This is a genomic window from Sphingopyxis sp. (assembly GCF_019459305.1).
Taxonomy (GTDB): Bacteria; Pseudomonadota; Alphaproteobacteria; order Sphingomonadales; family Sphingomonadaceae; genus Sphingopyxis.
Map to the genome: position 1 here is coordinate 1 of NZ_JAIBES010000086.1, position 17679 is coordinate 17679.

General features: G+C 64.6%; 19 protein-coding genes. 5 read left to right on the forward strand and 14 right to left on the reverse strand.

Annotation, left to right across the window (positions count from 1 at the left end):
• Positions 1-129: 129 nt before the first annotated feature.
• From lptB to K0M74_RS10160, 3 genes are all read right to left on the reverse strand, one after another.
• Positions 130-948: an LPS export ABC transporter ATP-binding protein gene (gene lptB, locus K0M74_RS10150; RefSeq protein ID WP_293971427.1), complete on the reverse strand. Its 819-nt coding sequence runs from the start codon at positions 946-948 to the stop codon at positions 130-132.
• Between the two features lie 188 nt (positions 949-1136).
• Entirely contained in the window at positions 1137-2519 is a 1383-nt protein-coding gene (gene pgmG / locus K0M74_RS10155; protein ID WP_293971430.1) for a phosphoglucomutase/phosphomannomutase PgmG, read from the reverse strand.
• 28 nt (positions 2520-2547) lie between these two features.
• Positions 2548-3369, reverse strand: coding sequence for a division plane positioning ATPase MipZ (locus K0M74_RS10160; RefSeq protein WP_293971433.1), 822 nt, complete (start codon positions 3367-3369; stop codon positions 2548-2550).
• Between the two features lie 85 nt (positions 3370-3454).
• On the opposite strand from K0M74_RS10160, the gene panC reads away from it, so the two are divergent.
• Together panC and K0M74_RS10170 are read left to right on the forward strand one after the other, a co-directional pair.
• Positions 3455-4294: a pantoate--beta-alanine ligase gene (gene panC, locus K0M74_RS10165; protein ID WP_293971435.1), complete on the forward strand. Its 840-nt coding sequence runs from the start codon at positions 3455-3457 to the stop codon at positions 4292-4294.
• A 139-nt stretch (positions 4295-4433) separates the two neighbouring features.
• Positions 4434-4748 carry a sel1 repeat family protein gene (locus tag K0M74_RS10170; protein ID WP_054589726.1) on the forward strand — a complete coding sequence of 105 codons (315 nt, stop codon included), beginning with the start codon at positions 4434-4436 and terminating at the stop codon, positions 4746-4748.
• Positions 4749-4853: 105 nt separating this feature from the next.
• Here K0M74_RS10170 and K0M74_RS10175 read toward each other — a convergent pair whose 3' ends face one another.
• The 4 genes from K0M74_RS10175 to K0M74_RS10190 are packed head-to-tail and all read right to left on the reverse strand — an operon-like array spanning position 4854 to position 7417.
• Positions 4854-6002: a GNAT family N-acetyltransferase gene (locus K0M74_RS10175; protein ID WP_293971437.1), complete on the reverse strand. Its 1149-nt coding sequence runs from the start codon at positions 6000-6002 to the stop codon at positions 4854-4856.
• A complete protein-coding gene (locus tag K0M74_RS10180) occupies positions 6003-6467 on the reverse strand; it encodes a RidA family protein (protein ID WP_088439758.1) in 465 nt (154 codons plus the stop codon).
• Between the two features lie 12 nt (positions 6468-6479).
• Positions 6480-7121, reverse strand: coding sequence for an HAD family hydrolase (locus tag K0M74_RS10185; protein ID WP_293971440.1), 642 nt, complete (start codon positions 7119-7121; stop codon positions 6480-6482).
• Positions 7118-7417 (reverse strand): DUF3572 domain-containing protein, encoded by a 300-nt coding sequence (locus K0M74_RS10190; RefSeq protein WP_293971443.1) that lies wholly within the window; start codon positions 7415-7417, stop codon positions 7118-7120. The genes K0M74_RS10185 and K0M74_RS10190 overlap by 4 nt, the downstream gene beginning before the upstream one ends.
• Positions 7418-7470: 53 nt before the next feature.
• Between K0M74_RS10190 and K0M74_RS10195 the strand changes: the two genes are divergently transcribed.
• Complete coding sequence (locus K0M74_RS10195; protein ID WP_293971446.1) at positions 7471-7833, forward strand: response regulator; 363 nt, start codon at positions 7471-7473, stop codon at positions 7831-7833.
• Between the two features lie 274 nt (positions 7834-8107).
• Here the strand turns inward: K0M74_RS10195 and rpmG are convergent, their stop codons facing one another.
• The 5 genes from rpmG to K0M74_RS10220 form a co-directional block, all read right to left on the reverse strand.
• Positions 8108-8275, reverse strand: coding sequence for a 50S ribosomal protein L33 (gene rpmG, locus K0M74_RS10200; RefSeq protein WP_058818055.1), 168 nt, complete (start codon positions 8273-8275; stop codon positions 8108-8110).
• Positions 8276-8489: 214 nt separating this feature from the next.
• On the reverse strand, positions 8490-9221 hold the full coding sequence (locus tag K0M74_RS10205) for an energy transducer TonB (protein ID WP_293971449.1): 732 nt from the start codon (positions 9219-9221) through the stop codon (positions 8490-8492).
• A 148-nt stretch (positions 9222-9369) separates the two neighbouring features.
• Positions 9370-10680 (reverse strand): glutamate--tRNA ligase, encoded by a 1311-nt coding sequence (gene gltX / locus K0M74_RS10210; protein ID WP_293971452.1) that lies wholly within the window; start codon positions 10678-10680, stop codon positions 9370-9372.
• A gap of 52 nt (positions 10681-10732) precedes the next feature.
• Positions 10733-11152 (reverse strand): DoxX family protein, encoded by a 420-nt coding sequence (locus K0M74_RS10215; protein ID WP_293971455.1) that lies wholly within the window; start codon positions 11150-11152, stop codon positions 10733-10735.
• A gap of 99 nt (positions 11153-11251) precedes the next feature.
• The gene (locus K0M74_RS10220; RefSeq protein ID WP_293971459.1) at positions 11252-12919 is read right to left on the reverse strand and encodes an NAD+ synthase; all 1668 of its coding nucleotides are present in this window, start codon (positions 12917-12919) and stop codon (positions 11252-11254) included.
• Between the two features lie 145 nt (positions 12920-13064).
• Between K0M74_RS10220 and K0M74_RS10225 the strand changes: the two genes are divergently transcribed.
• Entirely contained in the window at positions 13065-14000 is a 936-nt protein-coding gene (locus K0M74_RS10225) for a ribose-phosphate pyrophosphokinase (RefSeq protein ID WP_088439774.1), read from the forward strand.
• A 4-nt stretch (positions 14001-14004) separates the two neighbouring features.
• Here K0M74_RS10225 and K0M74_RS10230 read toward each other — a convergent pair whose 3' ends face one another.
• Positions 14005-14547 carry a TetR/AcrR family transcriptional regulator gene (locus tag K0M74_RS10230; protein ID WP_293971464.1) on the reverse strand — a complete coding sequence of 181 codons (543 nt, stop codon included), beginning with the start codon at positions 14545-14547 and terminating at the stop codon, positions 14005-14007.
• A gap of 116 nt (positions 14548-14663) precedes the next feature.
• Here K0M74_RS10230 and K0M74_RS10235 point away from each other — a divergent pair, with 116 nt between their 5' ends.
• On the forward strand, positions 14664-15446 hold the full coding sequence (locus K0M74_RS10235; RefSeq protein WP_293971466.1) for an inositol monophosphatase family protein: 783 nt from the start codon (positions 14664-14666) through the stop codon (positions 15444-15446).
• 20 nt (positions 15447-15466) lie between these two features.
• On the opposite strand, the gene K0M74_RS10240 is transcribed toward K0M74_RS10235, so the two are convergent.
• Positions 15467-17677, reverse strand: a complete 2211-nt coding sequence (locus K0M74_RS10240; protein ID WP_293971469.1) for an AsmA family protein — start codon at positions 17675-17677, stop codon at positions 15467-15469.
• Positions 17678-17679: the final 2 nt, after the last annotated feature.

Consider the following 17679-nt stretch of genomic DNA (forward strand, 5'->3'; position numbering starts at 1 on the left):
TATATCCCCCGCCTCCCCCGCCCCGGGGGGGCTCCCATTCGCGGGGCGCGGTATTACAAAACCTGCGGTGCGTGGGCCCCCGCCTGCGGGGGGACACACGGAGACTTTTCTGGCGGCGGTCCGCAAAAATCACAGCGAGAAACCCTCGCCGAGGTAGAGGCGGCGCACTTCTGGATCCGCGACCAGCTCTTCGGGCGACCCCGCGAGCAGCACCTTGCCGTCATAAATGATGCAGGCACGATCAACCAGATCGAGCGTTTCGCGGACATTATGGTCGGTGATCAATACCCCGATGCCGCGCGTCTTCAAATCGGCGACTAGGTCGCGGATGTCGCTGATCGACAGCGGATCGATGCCCGCAAAGGGTTCGTCGAGCAGCATGATCGACGGATTGGCGGCGAGCGCGCGGGCGATTTCGGCGCGGCGCCGTTCGCCGCCCGACAGCGCCATCGCCGCCGCATCGCGCAGCCGGGTGAGACCGAATTCGTCGAGCAATTCCTCAAGCCGTCTCTCGCGCGACACCTTGTCGGGTTCGGCGAGTTCGAGCACGGCGCTGATATTTTGCGCGACGGTCATGCCGCGAAAGATCGAGGTTTCCTGCGGCAGATAGCCCAGCCCCAGGATCGCGCGGCGGTACATTGGCAGCGCGGTGATGTCCGACCCGTCGAGCATGATGCGCCCCGCGTCGGGCTTCACCAGCCCCATGATCGAATAGAAACAGGTCGTCTTGCCGGCGCCGTTCGGGCCGAGCAGACCGACAACCTCACCCTTGCCGACCGACAGCGACACGTCGGACAGCACGACACGCTTGTCATAGCTCTTGGCGATCGAAATGACCGCGAGACCGTTGCCCGCCGCCGCGTCGTCGCGCGCATGCGCCTTATGCTCCGCGACGCCATGATCGGCGTCGGCCATCCGCGTCGCCGGGGTCGCTTCGTCGTGGGTCATGCTGCATCGCTTCCTGAGGACATATGCACGGGCGTTACCCGAGGAGCGCCGCCAAGGTCAATCTGGCAAGATATTTGCAGGGCTGCTCCCTCCCTTCCAAGGATGGGTTAGGGGTGAGTCGCCGCAAGCGGTCTTTTTGGCCGCATCCCCATCCCCGACCCCTCCCTGGAAAGGAGGGGAGATAGAGACTAATGCCCCGCTTGCGGTCCGCGTGCGATCCCCGACAGGGCGAGCTGTTCGTCGATCGCGGCGAGCAACCGCGCCAACGCTGCGTCGTCGTTCGCCTCGGCGCGCGCTACCAGCACATCCTGCGTGTTCGACGCGCGGAGCAACCACCAGCCGTCGTCGGTGAGCACGCGCGCGCCGTCGGTACGATCGACCTTGGCGCCCGACGCTGTCAGCCGCGCCAGAACTTCGTCCACAATGGCGAATTTTCGCACCTCATCGACCTGGAAACGCAGCTCCGGCGTGTTCACCATCGGCGCCATCGCCTCGCGCAGCTCGGTGACGCTCTGCCCCAGCTTCGTCGCTGCTTCGATCAACCGCACCGCGGCATAGGGCGCATCGTCATACCCATAATAGCGATCGGCGAAGAACACATGGCCGCTCATCTCGCCCGCGAGCGGGCTGCCGACCTCCTTCATTTTCGCCTTGATCAGGCTGTGGCCGGTTTTCCACATCAGCGGCGTCCCACCGAGTTCGCTGATCCGATCGAAAAGCGCCTGACTCGCCTTCACATCGGCGATGATCGTTGCGCCAGGCATGTCCTGCAGCAGCGCCGCGGCATAGATCTGCAGCAACTGGTCGCCCCAGATCACCCGGCCGTCGCCATCGATCGCACCGATCCTGTCGCCGTCTCCGTCGAAAGCGACGCCGAAATCGAGGTTCTTCTCGGCGACAAGCTTACGCAAATCCGCCAGATTCTTCTCTTCGGTAGGATCGGGATGGTGGTTCGGAAAATGACCGTCGATGTCGGTGAACAGCAAATGATGCTCGCCTGGCAACTTCGCCGTCAGTTTTTCGATGACGGTCCCCGCCGCGCCATTGCCCGCATCCCAGCCGACCCGGTAGGCACCACCGGCAAAACCCTCGACCAGCCGGTCGACATAGGCATCGATGATGTCGATGCTCTGCGTGGCACCTTCGCCAACGTCCCAATCCCCCGCGGCCGCCATTTCGCCGATCCGCTGAATATCGGCACCATAGAATGGCCGCCCCTGCATCACAAATTTGAAGCCATTATAGTCGGGGGGATTGTGGCTGCCGGTTATCTGGATGCCGCCGTCCACATCTTCGGTTGAGGCTGCGTAATAGAGCATTGGCGTCGGCCCGAGTCCGACGTTCAGCGCGTCGACGCCCGCGGCGTTAATCCCCGCGACCAGCGCATCGCACAGCATCGGCGACGAAAGCCGCCCGTCGTAGCCGACCGCGACGCGCTTGCCGCCGCCGCGCGCAACCAGCGTCGCAAAACTGCGCCCGATGGCATAGGCGTCCTTGTCCGACAGCGTGTCGCCGACGACGCCACGGATGTCATATTCGCGCAGCATCGTGGGATGGAAGATATGGGTCATCGTTGGTCCTCATTGGGAGAGAGAAGTTTCAGGCGGCAGCGAACAAATCACCGTCGGGATGAAAGCGCTCACGCGCGGGAAGGTTCAATCCGCCCATCGCCTCGCGCAGTTCCTGCCGCGCGACGACATGACCGATGCCCATGCCGCCCAGATGGGCCTTGTCGAGCAGGGTCAGCCCGGCGGGGAACAGCTCGCGATAGATGACGCGCTCGCCCAGCCCCGGGATGACGCGAAAACCGACGCGGCGCGAAAGCTGGCTCAGCGCCTCGCCGACGCGGCGCATATTGTGCGCGTCGACATGCTGGAGCCGGTTGCGCAGGATGATCCAGTCGATCGTCCGCCCGTCGGTCTTGGCGCGGGCTTTCCGCGTGTCCCAGATCAGTTCGGAGTAAAAGCTGGGGCGAGTGACCTGAAATGTCTCGGGGTCGACCTGGCCGATCAGGTCGAAATCGATGAAGCTGTCGTTGATCGGGGTGACCAGCGTATCGGCGGTCATCGCCAGATGGCGTGCAAAGACATCGTCGCGCCCCGGGGTGTCGGCGACAAAATAGTCGCAATCCGCGGTCAGCCGAGCGACCTGTGCGTCGAGTTCTTCAATCGTAGTCCCCTCGAACACTTCAAACTGCGGCATCGGCAGTTCGATGTCGCGGCGCTTCGCGGTGTTGGTGCGATTCTCGAGATAGCGGTGAAAGGTGCGCTGGCGCGGATCGAGGTCGAGCCCGGCGACCTTCCAGCCCTGGCTCGCCAGCGCGACCGCAAAATGCACCGCGCAGGTCGATTTGCCGGTCCCGCCCTTTTCATTGGCAAAGATGATGCGATGCGGGGCGGGTTTGATCACGCTGTTCGTCATGGGCCGTTGCGATTTTCCTGTTGGCGCGGCATGGCGGCCGCGTCGGTGGTGCATAAGCGCCGCCATTATCGGAGGCAGGGCAGCCGTGCAAATCATCCGTGACATCGCCACGCTGCATCGCGCCATCGCAGCGCTGAAGCAGGACGGCAAAAGCGTTGCTTTGGTGCCGACGATGGGCGCGCTTCACGATGGTCACCTTTCGCTCGTGCAGATGGGGCGGCGCGTTGCGGACCATGTCGTCGTGTCGATCTTCGTCAACCCGACCCAATTCGGTCCCAACGAAGATTTCGCCGCCTATCCGCGCCACGAAGCCCGCGATGCTGCGTTGCTCGTCGAGGAAGGTGTAGCACTTCTCTGGGCGCCCGATGTCGGGGTCATGTATCCGGGCGGTCACAGCACCCATATCGAGGTCGCCGAACTCGGCGCTGATTATTGCGGCGCCGCGCGCCCCGGTCATTTCGACGGGGTCGCCACCGTCGTCGCCAAATTGTTCAATCAGGTGCGCCCCGATGTGGCGATCTTTGGCGAAAAGGATTGGCAGCAGCTCGCGATCATCCGCCGCATGGCGCGCGATCTCGATTTTGCGCTCGACATTCTGGGGGCGCCAATCGCGCGCGACCCCGATGGCCTCGCGCTGTCGTCGCGCAACGCCTATCTCTCGCCCGAACAGCGCAGCGCCGCCGTCGCCTTTCCGGGCGCGCTCAGCACCGCGGCTGCCGCGCTGGCGAACGGCAGCGATATGTACGAAACGCTCGCGAAGGCCGAAGCGGCGATCGTCGCCGGCGGGTTCGACAGCGTCGATTATATCGCGCTTGCCGATGCCGACAGTCTGGAAAGGCTCGACATTTTTCGCGCTCCCGCGCGGCTGCTCGCCGCGGCGCGGATCGGAAAAACACGGCTGATCGACAATTATCCGGTGGGTTGATGAAAGCAGAAACGGCGAAATTCAGCCGTTTGTGCATCCTATCCCCAAGAAATTGCCAATCAAGTTAACGCTTTGTTGACCATAAGCCGCAAGGGTGGACCTCGAAGCTTCCTGTGGGGGGAAGCGACAGGGGGTTTTTATGGCCAACAGTCTGAAGTCCGCGCAATATCTGATCGAAAGCCGCTTGCTTGACGCGGCGCGCGGCGACGCCAACGCTTATTTCGATCTCGGGATCGCCTTTTCGACCGGTACCGGCGGGGTCGATGTCGACCTGATCCAGGCGCATAAATGGTTCAACCTCGCCGCGCTTGGCGGCAACAAGGAAGGCCAGCAATGCCGCGCCGACCTGTCCGATGAAATGAGCCGCGACGAAATCGCCGAGGCGCAGCGTCAGGCACGCGCCTGGCTCGATGAAACCGCACGCCGTCCGGCCGCGCGGCGGTTTGCGGCCTAACCCTCCCGAAATCTTTTCGTCGTCATGCCGGACTTGATCCGGCATCCATTCCGGCGATGACGCATGGACCCCGGATCGCGTCCGGGGTAACGAAATAGCACAAGCTCAATCCGCCCGCCGGAACGGCATATGCCCTTCCAGCCAGTCCATCTCGGCTTCTTCGGCGCGGCGTTCCTGTTCCAGAAAATCGGCCACTGCGCGGCGGAACCCGGGATCGGCGAAGAAATGCGCCGACCAGGTCGCGACCGGACCATATCCGCGCGCCAGCTTGTGGCCGCCCTGCGCGCCCGCCTCGACGCGCGCCAGCCCGCGTTCGATCGCGATGTCGATCGCACGGTAATAGCAAAGTTCGAAATGCAGATAGGGGATGTCGACAAGGCAGCCCCAATAACGCCCGTAGAGCGTGTCGGCCCCGAGGAAGTGCAACGCCCCTGCCACCGGTCGCTCGCCATCACAAGCAAGTAGCAGGACGACCTGCTCCGCCATCCTGGCGCCGATCAGGTCGAACGCCGCGCGGGTCAGATAGGGCTGCCCCCATTTGCGCGCGCCGGTGTCCTGATAGAACAGCCACATCGCGTCCCAATGCTCGGGACGGATCGCGTCGCCGGTCAATTCCTCGATCCGCAGCCCTTCGACCGCCCGCGCCCGCTCCTTGCGCAGCTGCTTGCGCTTGGCGGACGTCAGCGTGGCGAGGAAATCGTCGAAGCTGGCGTAACCCGCATTAGCGAAATGGAATTGAATGTCGCGGCGCACCAGCCACCCGGCGCCTTCGAACAGCGGCATCTGATCGGGCGCGACAAAGGTCGCATGTGCCGACGAAAGCCCGTTCTGCCGCACCACCGTTTCGGCGGCGCGGATCAACAGCCGCGCGTCGTCGCTGTCCGGCGCCAGCAATCGTGGCCCCGGCACCGGGGTAAAGGGCGCCGCGATCTGTAGCTTGGGATAATAGTCACCCCCCGCGCGCGTCCACGCGTCGGCCCAGCCTTGATCGAAGACATATTCGCCCTGACTGTGTGACTTCAGATAGGCGGGCGCGGCGGCGAGCAGCACGCCCGCCGCGTCCTCGACGAGCAGCGGCGCCGCCTGCCAGCCCGTTCCCGGCCCGACACTGCCCGAGTCCTCGAGCAGCGACAGGAAAGCGTGGCCGACAAACGGATTGCCGCCGTCATGCAGCGCGTCCCACGCCGCGGCATCGACCGCTTCCACCCCGGTACCAAGCGAGATCGTCCGCGCCGGGGAGTCGGCTTCGGCCATTTACGCCGGGCGCACCGCGACGATCGCGTCGGCCTCGACCGCGGCGCCGAGCGGCAGAACCGCGACGCCGACCGCGGCGCGCGCATGGCGACCGGCATCGCCAAACAGCGTTTCGAACAGGTCCGACGCGCCATTGGCGACCTTCGCCTGATCGGTGAAGCTGGGGGCGCTGTTGACGAATACGCCCAGCTTGACGACGCGCTCGACGCGCGACAGATCGCCGCCCAGCGCCTGTGCAATCTGCGCGATCAGCATCAGCGCGACGCGCTGCGCCGCATCCTGCCCGCCTGCGACATCCATGTCGTCACCCAAACGTCCGGTGACGACCTGCCCGTCGCGGAAGGGCAGCTGGCCGCTGACATAGAGCAGCCCGTCATGTTCGACGACGGGAACATAGGCGGCGACCGGCGCGGCGGCTTTGGGCAGTTCGAGTCCGAGTTCGGCAAGTTTCGCGGTGATATCCATGGTGATTCCTTCTTAAACGGGTTCGGGGGCCGGTGCGGGGACATTCTCGGCAAGCCGGGCGAGGATCCAGTCCTGCGCCGCCGCCCAGTCGTCGATGCGCGCATGGGCATGTTTGGCGGGCGCGATCTTGTCGGCGATCGCGGGTTCGCCGACCAGGTGGAGCCGCCACACATCCGGCGCTTCCTGCGCGACCGAATGATGATGCCCCGCCAGATCGTCGATGAACAGCGCGACCGAGGGCTGATATTGCTCGATCAACCGGCGCACCGGCTCGCCCTTGCCGCCGCGGCTGCCGATCACCGGCGCGTGAAAATCGTGCAGCGCCAGTTGCTCGATCCGTGCCTGCTGATGGTCGGGGCCGACGTTGGTAAGCACGACAATGTCGGCCTGCTCGGCGATCGCCGCCATTGCCTCAAGCGCGCCCGGGATCGGATATTGCCGCGCCATCTCGCCACGGAAAAAAGCATCGAGCAGCGGCCAGACTTCGGCCGCTTCCAGCGGTGTCCCGCATTCCTTGCGCTTCAGTGCTCCGGCAAAGCTGGCGTCCTCGATGCGGAACAGCACGCCATGTTCGGCGTCGACCCATTCGGCGAAAGGCACGACCATGTGCATCAGCACCTCGTCGCAATCGGTGATGACGAGTGGGCGGGTCATATATGCATTCCTTCAAGGCGCTCCGACGCTGCGGCGATGGTGGCCGGCGGCACCTGCAACGCATCGGCGCAGGCGACAAGGTCGTATTCATGGGCGGTCAGGAACGACAGGATCGCCGCCAAGGTTGCGCGTTCGCTCAGCGACGCGCGCAGCTCGTCGGGCGCAAGGCCGGTCAGCGCCAGCAACCGCTCGGCGCGCGGTTCGTCGCTCAGGATCCACCCGAGCGCCTGAAGCGCCAATGCTGCGTCGTCGTCGTGCAAGGCATTCTTCCCTTCAAAGGGAGGCAATTGTGTCATGCGGCCGATTCGCCTAAACGGGCGCCATACGCAAGGTGGGGAAGCGAATAATCATGGGCAAGACCATATTGGTCGTCGAAGATAATGAGCTGAACCTGCGCCTGTTCTGCGACCTGCTCAACGCCCATGGCTATACCGCTCACCCGGTGCGCGACGGTCGCGATGCGCTAGCCAAGGCGCGCGAGATCACGCCCGACCTGATCATCATGGATATCCAGCTGCCGCATGTCAGCGGGCTCGAGCTGATCGGCCAGATGAAGGCCGACCCGACGCTGCGCGCCGTACCGATCATGGCGGTCACCGCCTATGCCGGGAAGGGCGACGAGGAACAAATCCGTGCGGCAGGGGCCGAGGCCTATGTCTCGAAACCGATTTCGGTGATCAAATTCATCGAGAGCGTCGGGGTGTTTGCCTGACGCAAACGGCCAGTTTCGACAAGAACCAGCCGCTCCCCCGCGAAAGCCGGGGTCGAGCGCGTCATCAGCTTTCTAGCGCCCTGGGTCCCGGCTTTCGCCGGGGAAAAAACTGCCCAGTAATCCAATTCAAAGGCGACATCTCGACCGCGCCCACGAAAAAGGGCGGCGCAGATGGCCGCCCTTATGATCATGTTTCGGAGTTAAGTGCTTCCGAACAACTTGCGCCGGATGATGCGTTTTCAAACCGCGCGGACATACCGCGCGGGAAAATGCCTCACTTGATCTTCGATTCCTTGAACTCGACATGCTTGCGCACGCGCGGGTCATATTTGCGCACCGACATTTTTTCGGTCATCGTGCGCGGGTTCTTTTTCGTCACATAGAAAAAGCCCGTGTCGGCGGTGCTCACGAGCTTGATCTTGACGGTCGTCGGCTTGGCCATGGCCCTGTTCCTCGAAATATGTGCACATCCGCCGGAGGTCCGAAGGATGCGGCGGGACTTTGGCCCCGACGTTGGTGTGAAAAACATAGAGGGCCGCGCACGAGGCGCCGCCCCCAATATCCGCGCGCCTCTGACCGGATTCGGCGCTTCTGTCAAGCAAAAGAGCGGGCGGACGGCGCACAGCCATCCGCCCGGGAGCGGGTTCGGTGGGCGGCTAAGCGGCCCTGATCTCAAAGCGAACCGTCATCGTCTTCCAGCTTTCCTCGGCCACGCCGCCGCGCGTCGCAGGCTTGAAGCGCCATTTGGCGAGTGCGCGGCGTTTGGTTTCGGCGAAAAAGCCCGGGCTGTCGGTGCTGATCAGTTCGACCGCCTTCACCCGCCCGTCGGTGCCGATCAGCACGCGAACCTTGGCGACGCCTTCGATCTCGCGGCGTTGTTCGCTCGCCGGATAGTCGGGCTGGAACGCCCCGGCGTGGCGCGGATCAAGTTCGGCGAATACAAGTTTGGGCAAAGGTGGTGGATCGGCTGGCCGGGCTGGAGGCCCAAGGTCGATCGGGCCAAGGTCGACGATGACCGGCCCTTCGACCACATGATTATCGAAGAAAGGCATTGTATCGACGACAGGTTTCACCGTGTCGGTCGCGGACGCGGTTCTCGGCACGGGCTTTGCGTCGGGAGCCGGCTGGGGCGGCGGTGGAGGCGGCGGTAGTTTGATCAATGTTCCGACCATCGGGTCGGTCTTCGGTATCGTATCAACAATCATCGGCGACAGCGCCACCGCGATGACCAGCGCGGCGGGCAGGCCAACGGCAAGAAGCGCCGCGACCGGGTGGCGGCCGGGATCGCTGCCATAGATGTTGCGGGACATGGTCGCCGATCGACCCGCGGGGGCCGTGGTCACTTGGGGGGCGGTCAGGATGGTCGAAATCAGTGGTATCAGGGTCATGGCATCTCTCCTTGCCTGTCAGACCCGGCCCCGCCGTGTTTCGACCACCGCTATCGGCCAAGTCAGATCGTAGTTATAGTATATCATAACGCCTTTTGTCAAGCGCAGCAGTAGGCAAGAATGGCGGCGCTTTGGCACCATGGTTCGGTTAGCTGGCGGCCAACCGCGCTATCGCCTGATCCTTGGCGATCAGCGGCAGCAGTTCGGCCATGTCGGGGCCGTGGTCGCGCCCGGTCAGCGCGCGGCGCAGCGGCAGGAACAACGCGCGGCCCTTGGCGCCGGTCGCCTCTTTTGCTGCGGTGGTCAGCGCGTGCCAGGGGTCGGCGCTCCAGTCGATCGCGGGCGCCGCGGCGGCGGCGGCGTCCAGAACCGGTCGATCCGCATCCTCGACCGGGGGCGGCGTGAGAGGTCCATCGAAAACAGCCACCCAATCGGCCGCTTCGGCGACCGTCATCAGGTTCGGCCGAATCGCATGCCAGCGCGCCGCGGTGATCGCCGCGGGCAGGCGGTCCGCGACCGCTTCATACCCAGTGTGGTGCAGGATCTTCTGGTTGAGCAGCGCCAGCTCGGCTTCATCGAACCGCGCCGGAGCGCGGCCGAAGCGCGTAAAGTCGATATGCTCGATCAGCGGCGCCAGGCTCGTCACCGGTTCGACCGGGTCGCTGGTGCCGAGCCGCGCGAGCAGCGCCGCGAGCGCGATCGGCTCGATCCCCGCGACGCGCAGGCTGGCCATGCCGAGCGAGCCGAGCCGCTTCGACAATTTGCCCTCGGTCCCGACGAGCAACGCCTCATGCGCGAAGCGCGGCGGGGGAGCACCCAGCGCGGCAAACATCTGGATCTGCGTCGCGGTGTTCGACACATGATCTTCGCCGCGCACGACATGGGTAATCCCCATCGCAATATCGTCGATCACGCTGGGCAGCAGATAGAGCCAGCTGCCATCGGCACGCCGCACCACCGGGTCCGACATCGTTTTTGGCTCAAAGTGCTGCTCACCACGAACCATATCGGTCCATTCGATCGGTGTGTCATGGTCGAGCCGGAAACGCCAGTGCGGCGCGACACCCGCGGGTACCGGGACGTCGGCGGCTTTGCGCTCATAGACCGGCGGCAGCCCGCGTGAGAGCAGGATCTTGCGGCGGATGTCGAGTTCTTCCGGGGTTTCGTAACAGGCATAGACGCGGCCCGCCGCCTTGAGCTTGTCGAATTCGGCCTCATACAGAGCGAAGCGCGCCGACTGGCGTTCCTCGCCGTCGAAGTCGAAGCCCAGCCACGCCAGGTCGGCGCGGATTGCATCGACATAGTCTTCTTGCGACCGCTCGAGGTCGGTATCATCGATGCGCAGCAGGAAGCGGCCGCCATGTTTGCGCGCCCACAGCCAGTTGTGAAGCGCGGTGCGGACATTGCCGACATGCAGGGTGCCGGTTGGCGAAGGGGCGAAGCGGGTCACGACGGTCATGCCGCGCGCCTATAACCGCTTCGCTCCCCGCATGCGACCCCGTCGTACAGCGTCAGCCCGCGCGGCGGCGCCCCGGCCAATAGGCCCAGGCGATAGTCAGCAATGAGACGATCAGGATGACGCTATATTCCACCCCGTTGCGCCCCGCGCCAACGACAAACCAGCCAAAAGGCAAATGGACCAATATCATGCCGAGCGTCAGGATCGCGGCATGGCCCAGCGCCACAAAACTGGTCCAGCGGCGCGCCAGCATCAGCACCGGGCCAACCAGTTCGAACAGCGTTACGCCGAGCGCCCAACCAAAGCCCATGGGAAAGCCCTGCGTTTCCAGCCAGACACCGAACGGCGCCACGCCGCCGGCAACAAAGCGAAAAGCCCCGTGGATCAAAATCAGCAGCGCAACGGTGATCCGCAGCACGTCGAGCGCCCGCTCGGCCTTTTGCGGCGACGCCTTTTCTCCCAGCATCCCCATATCCCGCTCCCGTTAAATGCAGTTTCCCGATCCGCGATCTTAGCGCCGCCACACGGCCCTACGAAGATACACCGACGTACCGGTACCCGCAGGTCGCGGTCAGCCGGTGCGGAAGCCGTGGGTGATCGGATAGCGCCGGTCGCGGCCGAAGTTGCGCGTCGACAGCTTGACCCCCGGCGGCGCCTGCCGCCGCTTATATTCGGCGAGCATCAGCAGGCGTTCGATCCGCACCACCGCGTCGCGGTCGAAACCATACCGCGCCACGACATCGTCGACGCTCGCCTCCTCTTCGACCAGCATGTGCAGCATGCGGTCGAGGTCGGCATAGGGTGGCAAGCTGTCCTCGTCCTTCTGGTCGGGGCGCAATTCGGCGCTCGGCGGTTTGGTGATAATCGTCTCGGGCATCACCGGGGTGACCGGATTGCGCGACAGGCGCGGCACATTTTCATTGCGCCATTTGGCGACGGCGAACACCGTCATCTTATAGGCGTCCTTCAGCGGGTTATAGCCCCCCGCCATATCGCCATAGATCGTCGCATAACCGACGCTCATCTCGCTCTTGTTGCCGGTGGTCAGCAACATCGGCCCGAATTTATTGCTGAGCGCCATCAAGGTCACGCCGCGGATGCGCGACTGGACATTTTCTTCGGTGATATCGACCTCGACATCGGCAAAGCTGCCCGCCAGCATTGTGTCGAACGCCTCGACCGCGGGGACGATCGAGATCGTGTCGAGCCTGCACCCGATCAGTTCGGCACAGCTTGCCGCATCGTCGAGGCTCGCCTGGCTGGTGAAACGGCTCGGCATCATCACGCACCACACCCGGTCGGGGCCGAGCGCGTCAGCGGCAATTGCGGCGCAGATCGCCGAATCGATCCCGCCCGACAGCCCGAGCACGACGCCGGGAAAGCGATTGCGTTCGACATAGTCGCGCAAGGACACGATCATCGCGCTATAAATATCGGCCGGATGCGCCTCCCATTCGGCGATCGCGCCCGCTTCGCAGGTCCAGCCGTTCGTGCCCCTGGTCCAGCGCGTCACCCGCTCCTCTTGGTCCCAATCCTTGAGGCGGTGGGCGGTCGATCCATCGGCGTTCAGCACAAACGAACAGCCGTCGAACACCAGTTCGTCCTGCCCACCGACGCGGTTGAGGAAAATCAGTGGCAGCCCGGTTTCGGCGACACGCCCCGCGAACACCTGGCTCAACCGCCGTTCGTCCTTGTCGATTTCATAAGGGCTGCCATTGACCGAAATCAGCAGCTCGGCGCCCTGGTCGGCCAGATGCCGCGACACTTTGGGCAACCAGCCATCTTCGCAGATCGGCAGGCCGAGCCGGACCCCGCGCCAATCGACCACATCGGGGAGCGGGCCGGGTACGAAGATCCGTTTCTCGTCAAAAGTGCCGTAATTCGGCAACTCATGCTTTCGCCGTGTCGCAACAACTTGGCCCCCGTCGAGCAGCGCGACGATGTTATACAGGTCCGCCCCGTCGCGTTCGACCGACCCGACAAGCATCGCTGGCCCCCCGTCGGCGGTATCCGCCGCCAGCTCGGCGAGCAACCTCGCGGCGCGCTCGGCCAGGGCAGGCTTCAACACCAGATCCTCAGGTGGGTACCCGATCAGCTGGAACTCGGGGTAGAGGATCAAGTCGGCCCCGGCGTGCCGCGCCCGCACCGCGCGCATCGCATCGACATTGGCGGCCAGGTCGCCGACCGCCTGCGTTATCTGGGCCAGGACGATGGTGAGCGTGTCGGCTGCGTCGGTCATACCGCCGAGCCATACCCCCCGCCGCCGCGATTGCAATGACCCAAGGGGTCGGCGAACGCGCGGCGTCAACTTCACCCTTCCCCTATCGCCCCCCGCTGGCTAAGGGGCGCGCAATCCTATCCGCCGCGAAAGGGCCGCGCACCCCATGAAACTGATCTCCGGCAACAGCAACCTTCCCCTCGCCCGCGCGATCGCGGACTATCTGGAACTGCCGCTGACCGACACCAGCGTGCGCCGCTTTGCCGACGAGGAAGTGTTCGTCGAAATCCACGAAAATGTCCGCGGGCAGGATGTCTTCATCGTCCAGCCGACCAATTTCCCGGCCAACGACAATCTGATGGAGCTGCTGATCATCACCGATGCGCTGCGCCGCGCTTCGGCAAAACGTATCACCGCGGTCGTCCCCTATTTCGGCTATGCCCGCCAGGATCGCAAACCAGGCCCGCGCACGCCCATATCCGCCAAGCTGGTTGCCAATCTGATCACCACCTCGGGCGCCGACCGCGTGCTCGCGATCGACCTGCACGCTGGGCAGATCCAGGGCTTTTTCGATATCCCGACCGACAATCTCTACGCCGCGCCGGTGATGAGCGCCGACATCCAGGCGCGCTTTGCAGGCAAGAATCTGATGGTTGTGTCGCCCGACGTCGGCGGCGTGGTGCGCGCCCGCGCGCTGGCCAAGCGGCTCGACAACGCCCCCCTGGCAATCGTCGACAAGCGCCGTGAACGCGCCGGCGAATCCGAAGTGATGAACATCATCGGCGACGTTTCGGGCCGCTTCTGCATCCTGATCGACGACATCGTCGATTCGGCGGGGACGCTGTGCAACGCCGCGGGCGCGCTGAAGGCGGCGGGGGCCGAGGGCGTTGTCGCTTATTGCACCCACGGCGTGCTGTCGGGCGGCGCGGTCGCCCGCGTCGAGGCCAGCGAACTCACCGAACTGGTCATCACCGATTCGATCCAGCCGACCGACGCGGTCAACGACAGCAAGAAGGTCCGCGCGCTCACCGTTGCACCGCTGCTCGGCGAAGCGATCAAGCGCATCGCCGACGAATCGAGCGTCTCCTCGCTGTTCGATTAATCCGTCATCGCGCCAGCATGGCGCCGACGATCAATTCCAGTTCGCGGCGAAAGGCCGCATGATCGGGCGCGGCATGGACAAGGCCCTTCGCGGTCCAGCACAGCGCCTGCGACAGGCTGCCGGCGCGCGCGACCGCGGTCCCGGGACCGCCGCGCCGGATCGCATTCGCCATCGCCGCCACCAGCTTGCGTTCGGCCGCACGCACCGCTTCGCCCGGCGCGGGCGCGGCCATCGGGGCGACGTCGATCCCATGGGGCGAAGCGCGCAGCATCGCCATATGCTGACCCACCCATGCATCGAGCGCAGTCGCCAACCGCGCAACCAAGGCGGCGGCGGGATTTTCCAGCGCCCGCAACGCCTCCGCGAGCGACCGGTCGACCAGCGATTGGGTGGCCCATTCGAGCAGCGCGCCCTTCGAGCCGAAGCGGTTGTAGAGCGCCTGACGCGACACCCCGGTGGCCTGCGCCAGATCGTCCATCGATGCTTTGCGAAATCCGGTGCGCGCGACAACGTTCAAAAGGGGATCGGCGGAAATACGGTCGGACATATGCGCAATTTTACAAATTATATGATATTTGTAAAATTGATATATTCCGCATCGCCGCCCGAAACGCGGGGGTCTGGGGCTGGCGGGAACAGCTGTGCTGCGCTAGCGCCGATGGCATGACGATAACCTCTGATCTCATGCTCGCCAATCGCCTCGCCGACGCGGCTCGCGACGCCATCCGCCCGCTGTTTCGCGCCGCCTTTGCCCACGAAGCCAAGGCCGATGCCTCGCCGGTCACCGAGGCCGACCGCGCCGCCGAAGCGGCGATGCGCCGACTGCTCGATGCCGAGGCACCTCGCGACGGCATCATCGGCGAGGAATATGGTGCCGAGCGTCCCGACGCGGCGCGCCAATGGGTGCTCGACCCGATCGACGGCACCGTCAGCTTCATGGCGGGACGCCCGATTTTCGGTACGCTGATCGCGCTGCTGCAGGACGGCTGGCCGGTGCTGGGCATCATTGATCAGCCGATCAGCGGCGAACGCTGGGTCGGCGCGCTGGGTCAGCCGACCTTGTTCAATGGCGAGCCCGCGCGCACCCGTACCTGCCGTACCCTCGCCGATGCGACACTTGCCACAACCGGCCCGCAATATTTCGGCGATCATGATGCCGAGCATTTCATGGCGCTCGCGGCCAAGACCGCGCACAAAAGGCTGATCTTTGGCGGCGACTGTTACAATTACGGCCTGCTGGCGAGCGGCCATGTCGATCTGGTGGTCGAGGCGGGGCTGAAGCTGCACGATTTCGCCGCGCTCGTTCCCATTGTCGAGGGTGCGAGCGGGACAATGTGCGACTGGAACGGCGACCCGCTCAACGCCGACAGCGCGGGCCATGTGATTGCGCTGGGCGATCCGGCACGGCTCGAAGACGTAATCGAAGGCCTCGCCTGCGCGCACTGACGTGCGGCGACACCTCGACCTCAGAAAATGCCGAGGAACTTCTTGCGCTGCTTGCCGCCCTCCTCCTTCGACAGTTTGCCATCCTCGCCCTTCGCCGTCGTGCCTTTGCCGACATCGTCGCGCACTTCGCCCTTCGTCGTGCGCTGCGCACTGGCGCGCGCACCAGCAAGGATTGGACCGCATTGCGCCGACTTCGCATCACCCGGATCGACGAAAGGGATGATCGCGGCGACCGGGGTGGCGACGATTGCCAGCCCCAGCCCCGCCCCCGCGCGGCTCATCAGCTGGTCGCTGATCGGGTCGATGCGCGGCGCCGCGAAATAGCCGCCGACGCTGACCGGCGACTGGCCAGAGAACAGGCTGAACTTCTTGCCATCGGCGCGCACCGCCATGTCGATCGCCTCGGTACGGAACGAAAAGCCACCGCGCCCGACCATGACATTCTTTTGCGTGTCGATCAGGATCGGGTCGGCAGCGCCGACGCCATTGCGCACGGTGAAAGCGATCACCCCGCAATTGATCTCGACCGGCTTCTTCAACTTGTCCTCGAACAATTTCTGCACAAAGGTGCCGACGTCGAGCTCGGCAAGCTGGACGTTACGCGTCCAGAAACTGCCCTGCGGCAGGACAAAGGCCATGCGACCGTTCGAACTGGCGAGCGACTGGCGCAGGCTGTCGCCATGGCCGACCATCTGGATCCGGCCGCTGACGGTGCCGGTGGTCCCCGATTCGGCCACCCCGAAGCGCGCCAGCAAGTTGCCGAGCCGCGTCGGCGAGAGGCGGATATCATAAGCGGTGCGCACGACCGCCGGCCGCGAATCGATCGAAACGTCACTCGCTACCTTGCCGCCGGCGAGCAGGAAGGTCAGCGGTTTCATTTCCATCAGTCCGCGCTTGAGCGACAGCGTCAGATCGACATTGCTGACCGGAAAACTCTCAGCGCGTACCTGGGCAACCTTGTAGCGCAGATCGGCGTCGAACGCTTTGAGCGAGTCGGCGCGCAGCGGCGAATCGGGAAGGACGCGCGGCCGGCCGCCGACGGTTTTTATCACGCCGCCCGTACCCATCCGGTCAAGCCGGTCGACCTCATAACCAATGAACGGCCCGGCATCGATGATGTTGAGTGACCGGGTACTGAGGTTGGCGTCCAGATAGATGCGCCCTTTCGGCATACTGAATGCGAAGGCTCCCGCCAGGTCGCTGTCGCCAAAGACGCCTTTCAGACTGGTGAATTTCCAGACCGTACCGTCATAACCAAGCTTCGACGTCGCGCGGTACCGCCGGGTGTCGGGGATAGCGACGCCCAGAAAATCGAACAGACGCGACAGGTTCTCGCCGCGCGCGGTCAGCGCCAGATCGGCACCGACCAGCTCGGTCGGGCCGGGCAGCGTGCCGACCAGATCGACGGTGTTCCCGAGCCCGATCGCGCGCATCGTCAGCCGGTTCTTGCCGCCCGCGACTGTCTGGTTCGGCGACGACAACCGCCCGGTCAGCGTGAACGGCTGCGCGCGCATCGTCCCGCGCCCGTTGAACCCGATCGCTTCGTCGATCCGGCTGCCCGTCGAGCGCACCGTATCGATGTCGATATCTGCGAACAGGCGCAACCGCGGGTCGCGATAGGTCAGCCCGCTCTTGGTGATCGCGGCGCGCTCGATCGTCGGCAGGTTGAGCGGCTCGGGCGGCCGATCGGGATCGCCAAAGGTCCAGCTGTTGTGCCGGTTCTGCGCGTCCCATTCGAGCGCCACCTGCGCCTGATCGATGTCGGCAAAGGTCATCACGCGCTTGCCGACGATCAGCGACAGCGTGGCCAACCGGGTATCGACGCGGCGGGCGGTAAAAAACTGTTTCGCCCGCGCCCATTCGGGATTGGCGATGCGGATGTCTTCGGCGAGGAATTTGACGTTGAAAGGCGCAAAATAGAGCTGGAATTCGCCGCCGATCGCAACCTCCCGTTCCAGCTGCGACGACGCGACGCTTTCGAACGTCCCCTTCAAAAAGCGTCCCTTGGTGATGAACAGCACCAGCCAGATCGTTACCAGCAGCAGCAGGATGATCGCCGCCGTTCGTGCAGCGATACGCACCGCACGCGGCCGCTCTTTCAGCCAGCGGGGGGTCCAGATGCGGCGTGTAAAGCTCGACAGGACGGTAAACCAGCCCGATGCGGACGCCCCGCCGCCGGGGATGGCAGTCGCGGCGGGCGGATGGCCCATCTGTCCGGTGGGCAGGTTCATCC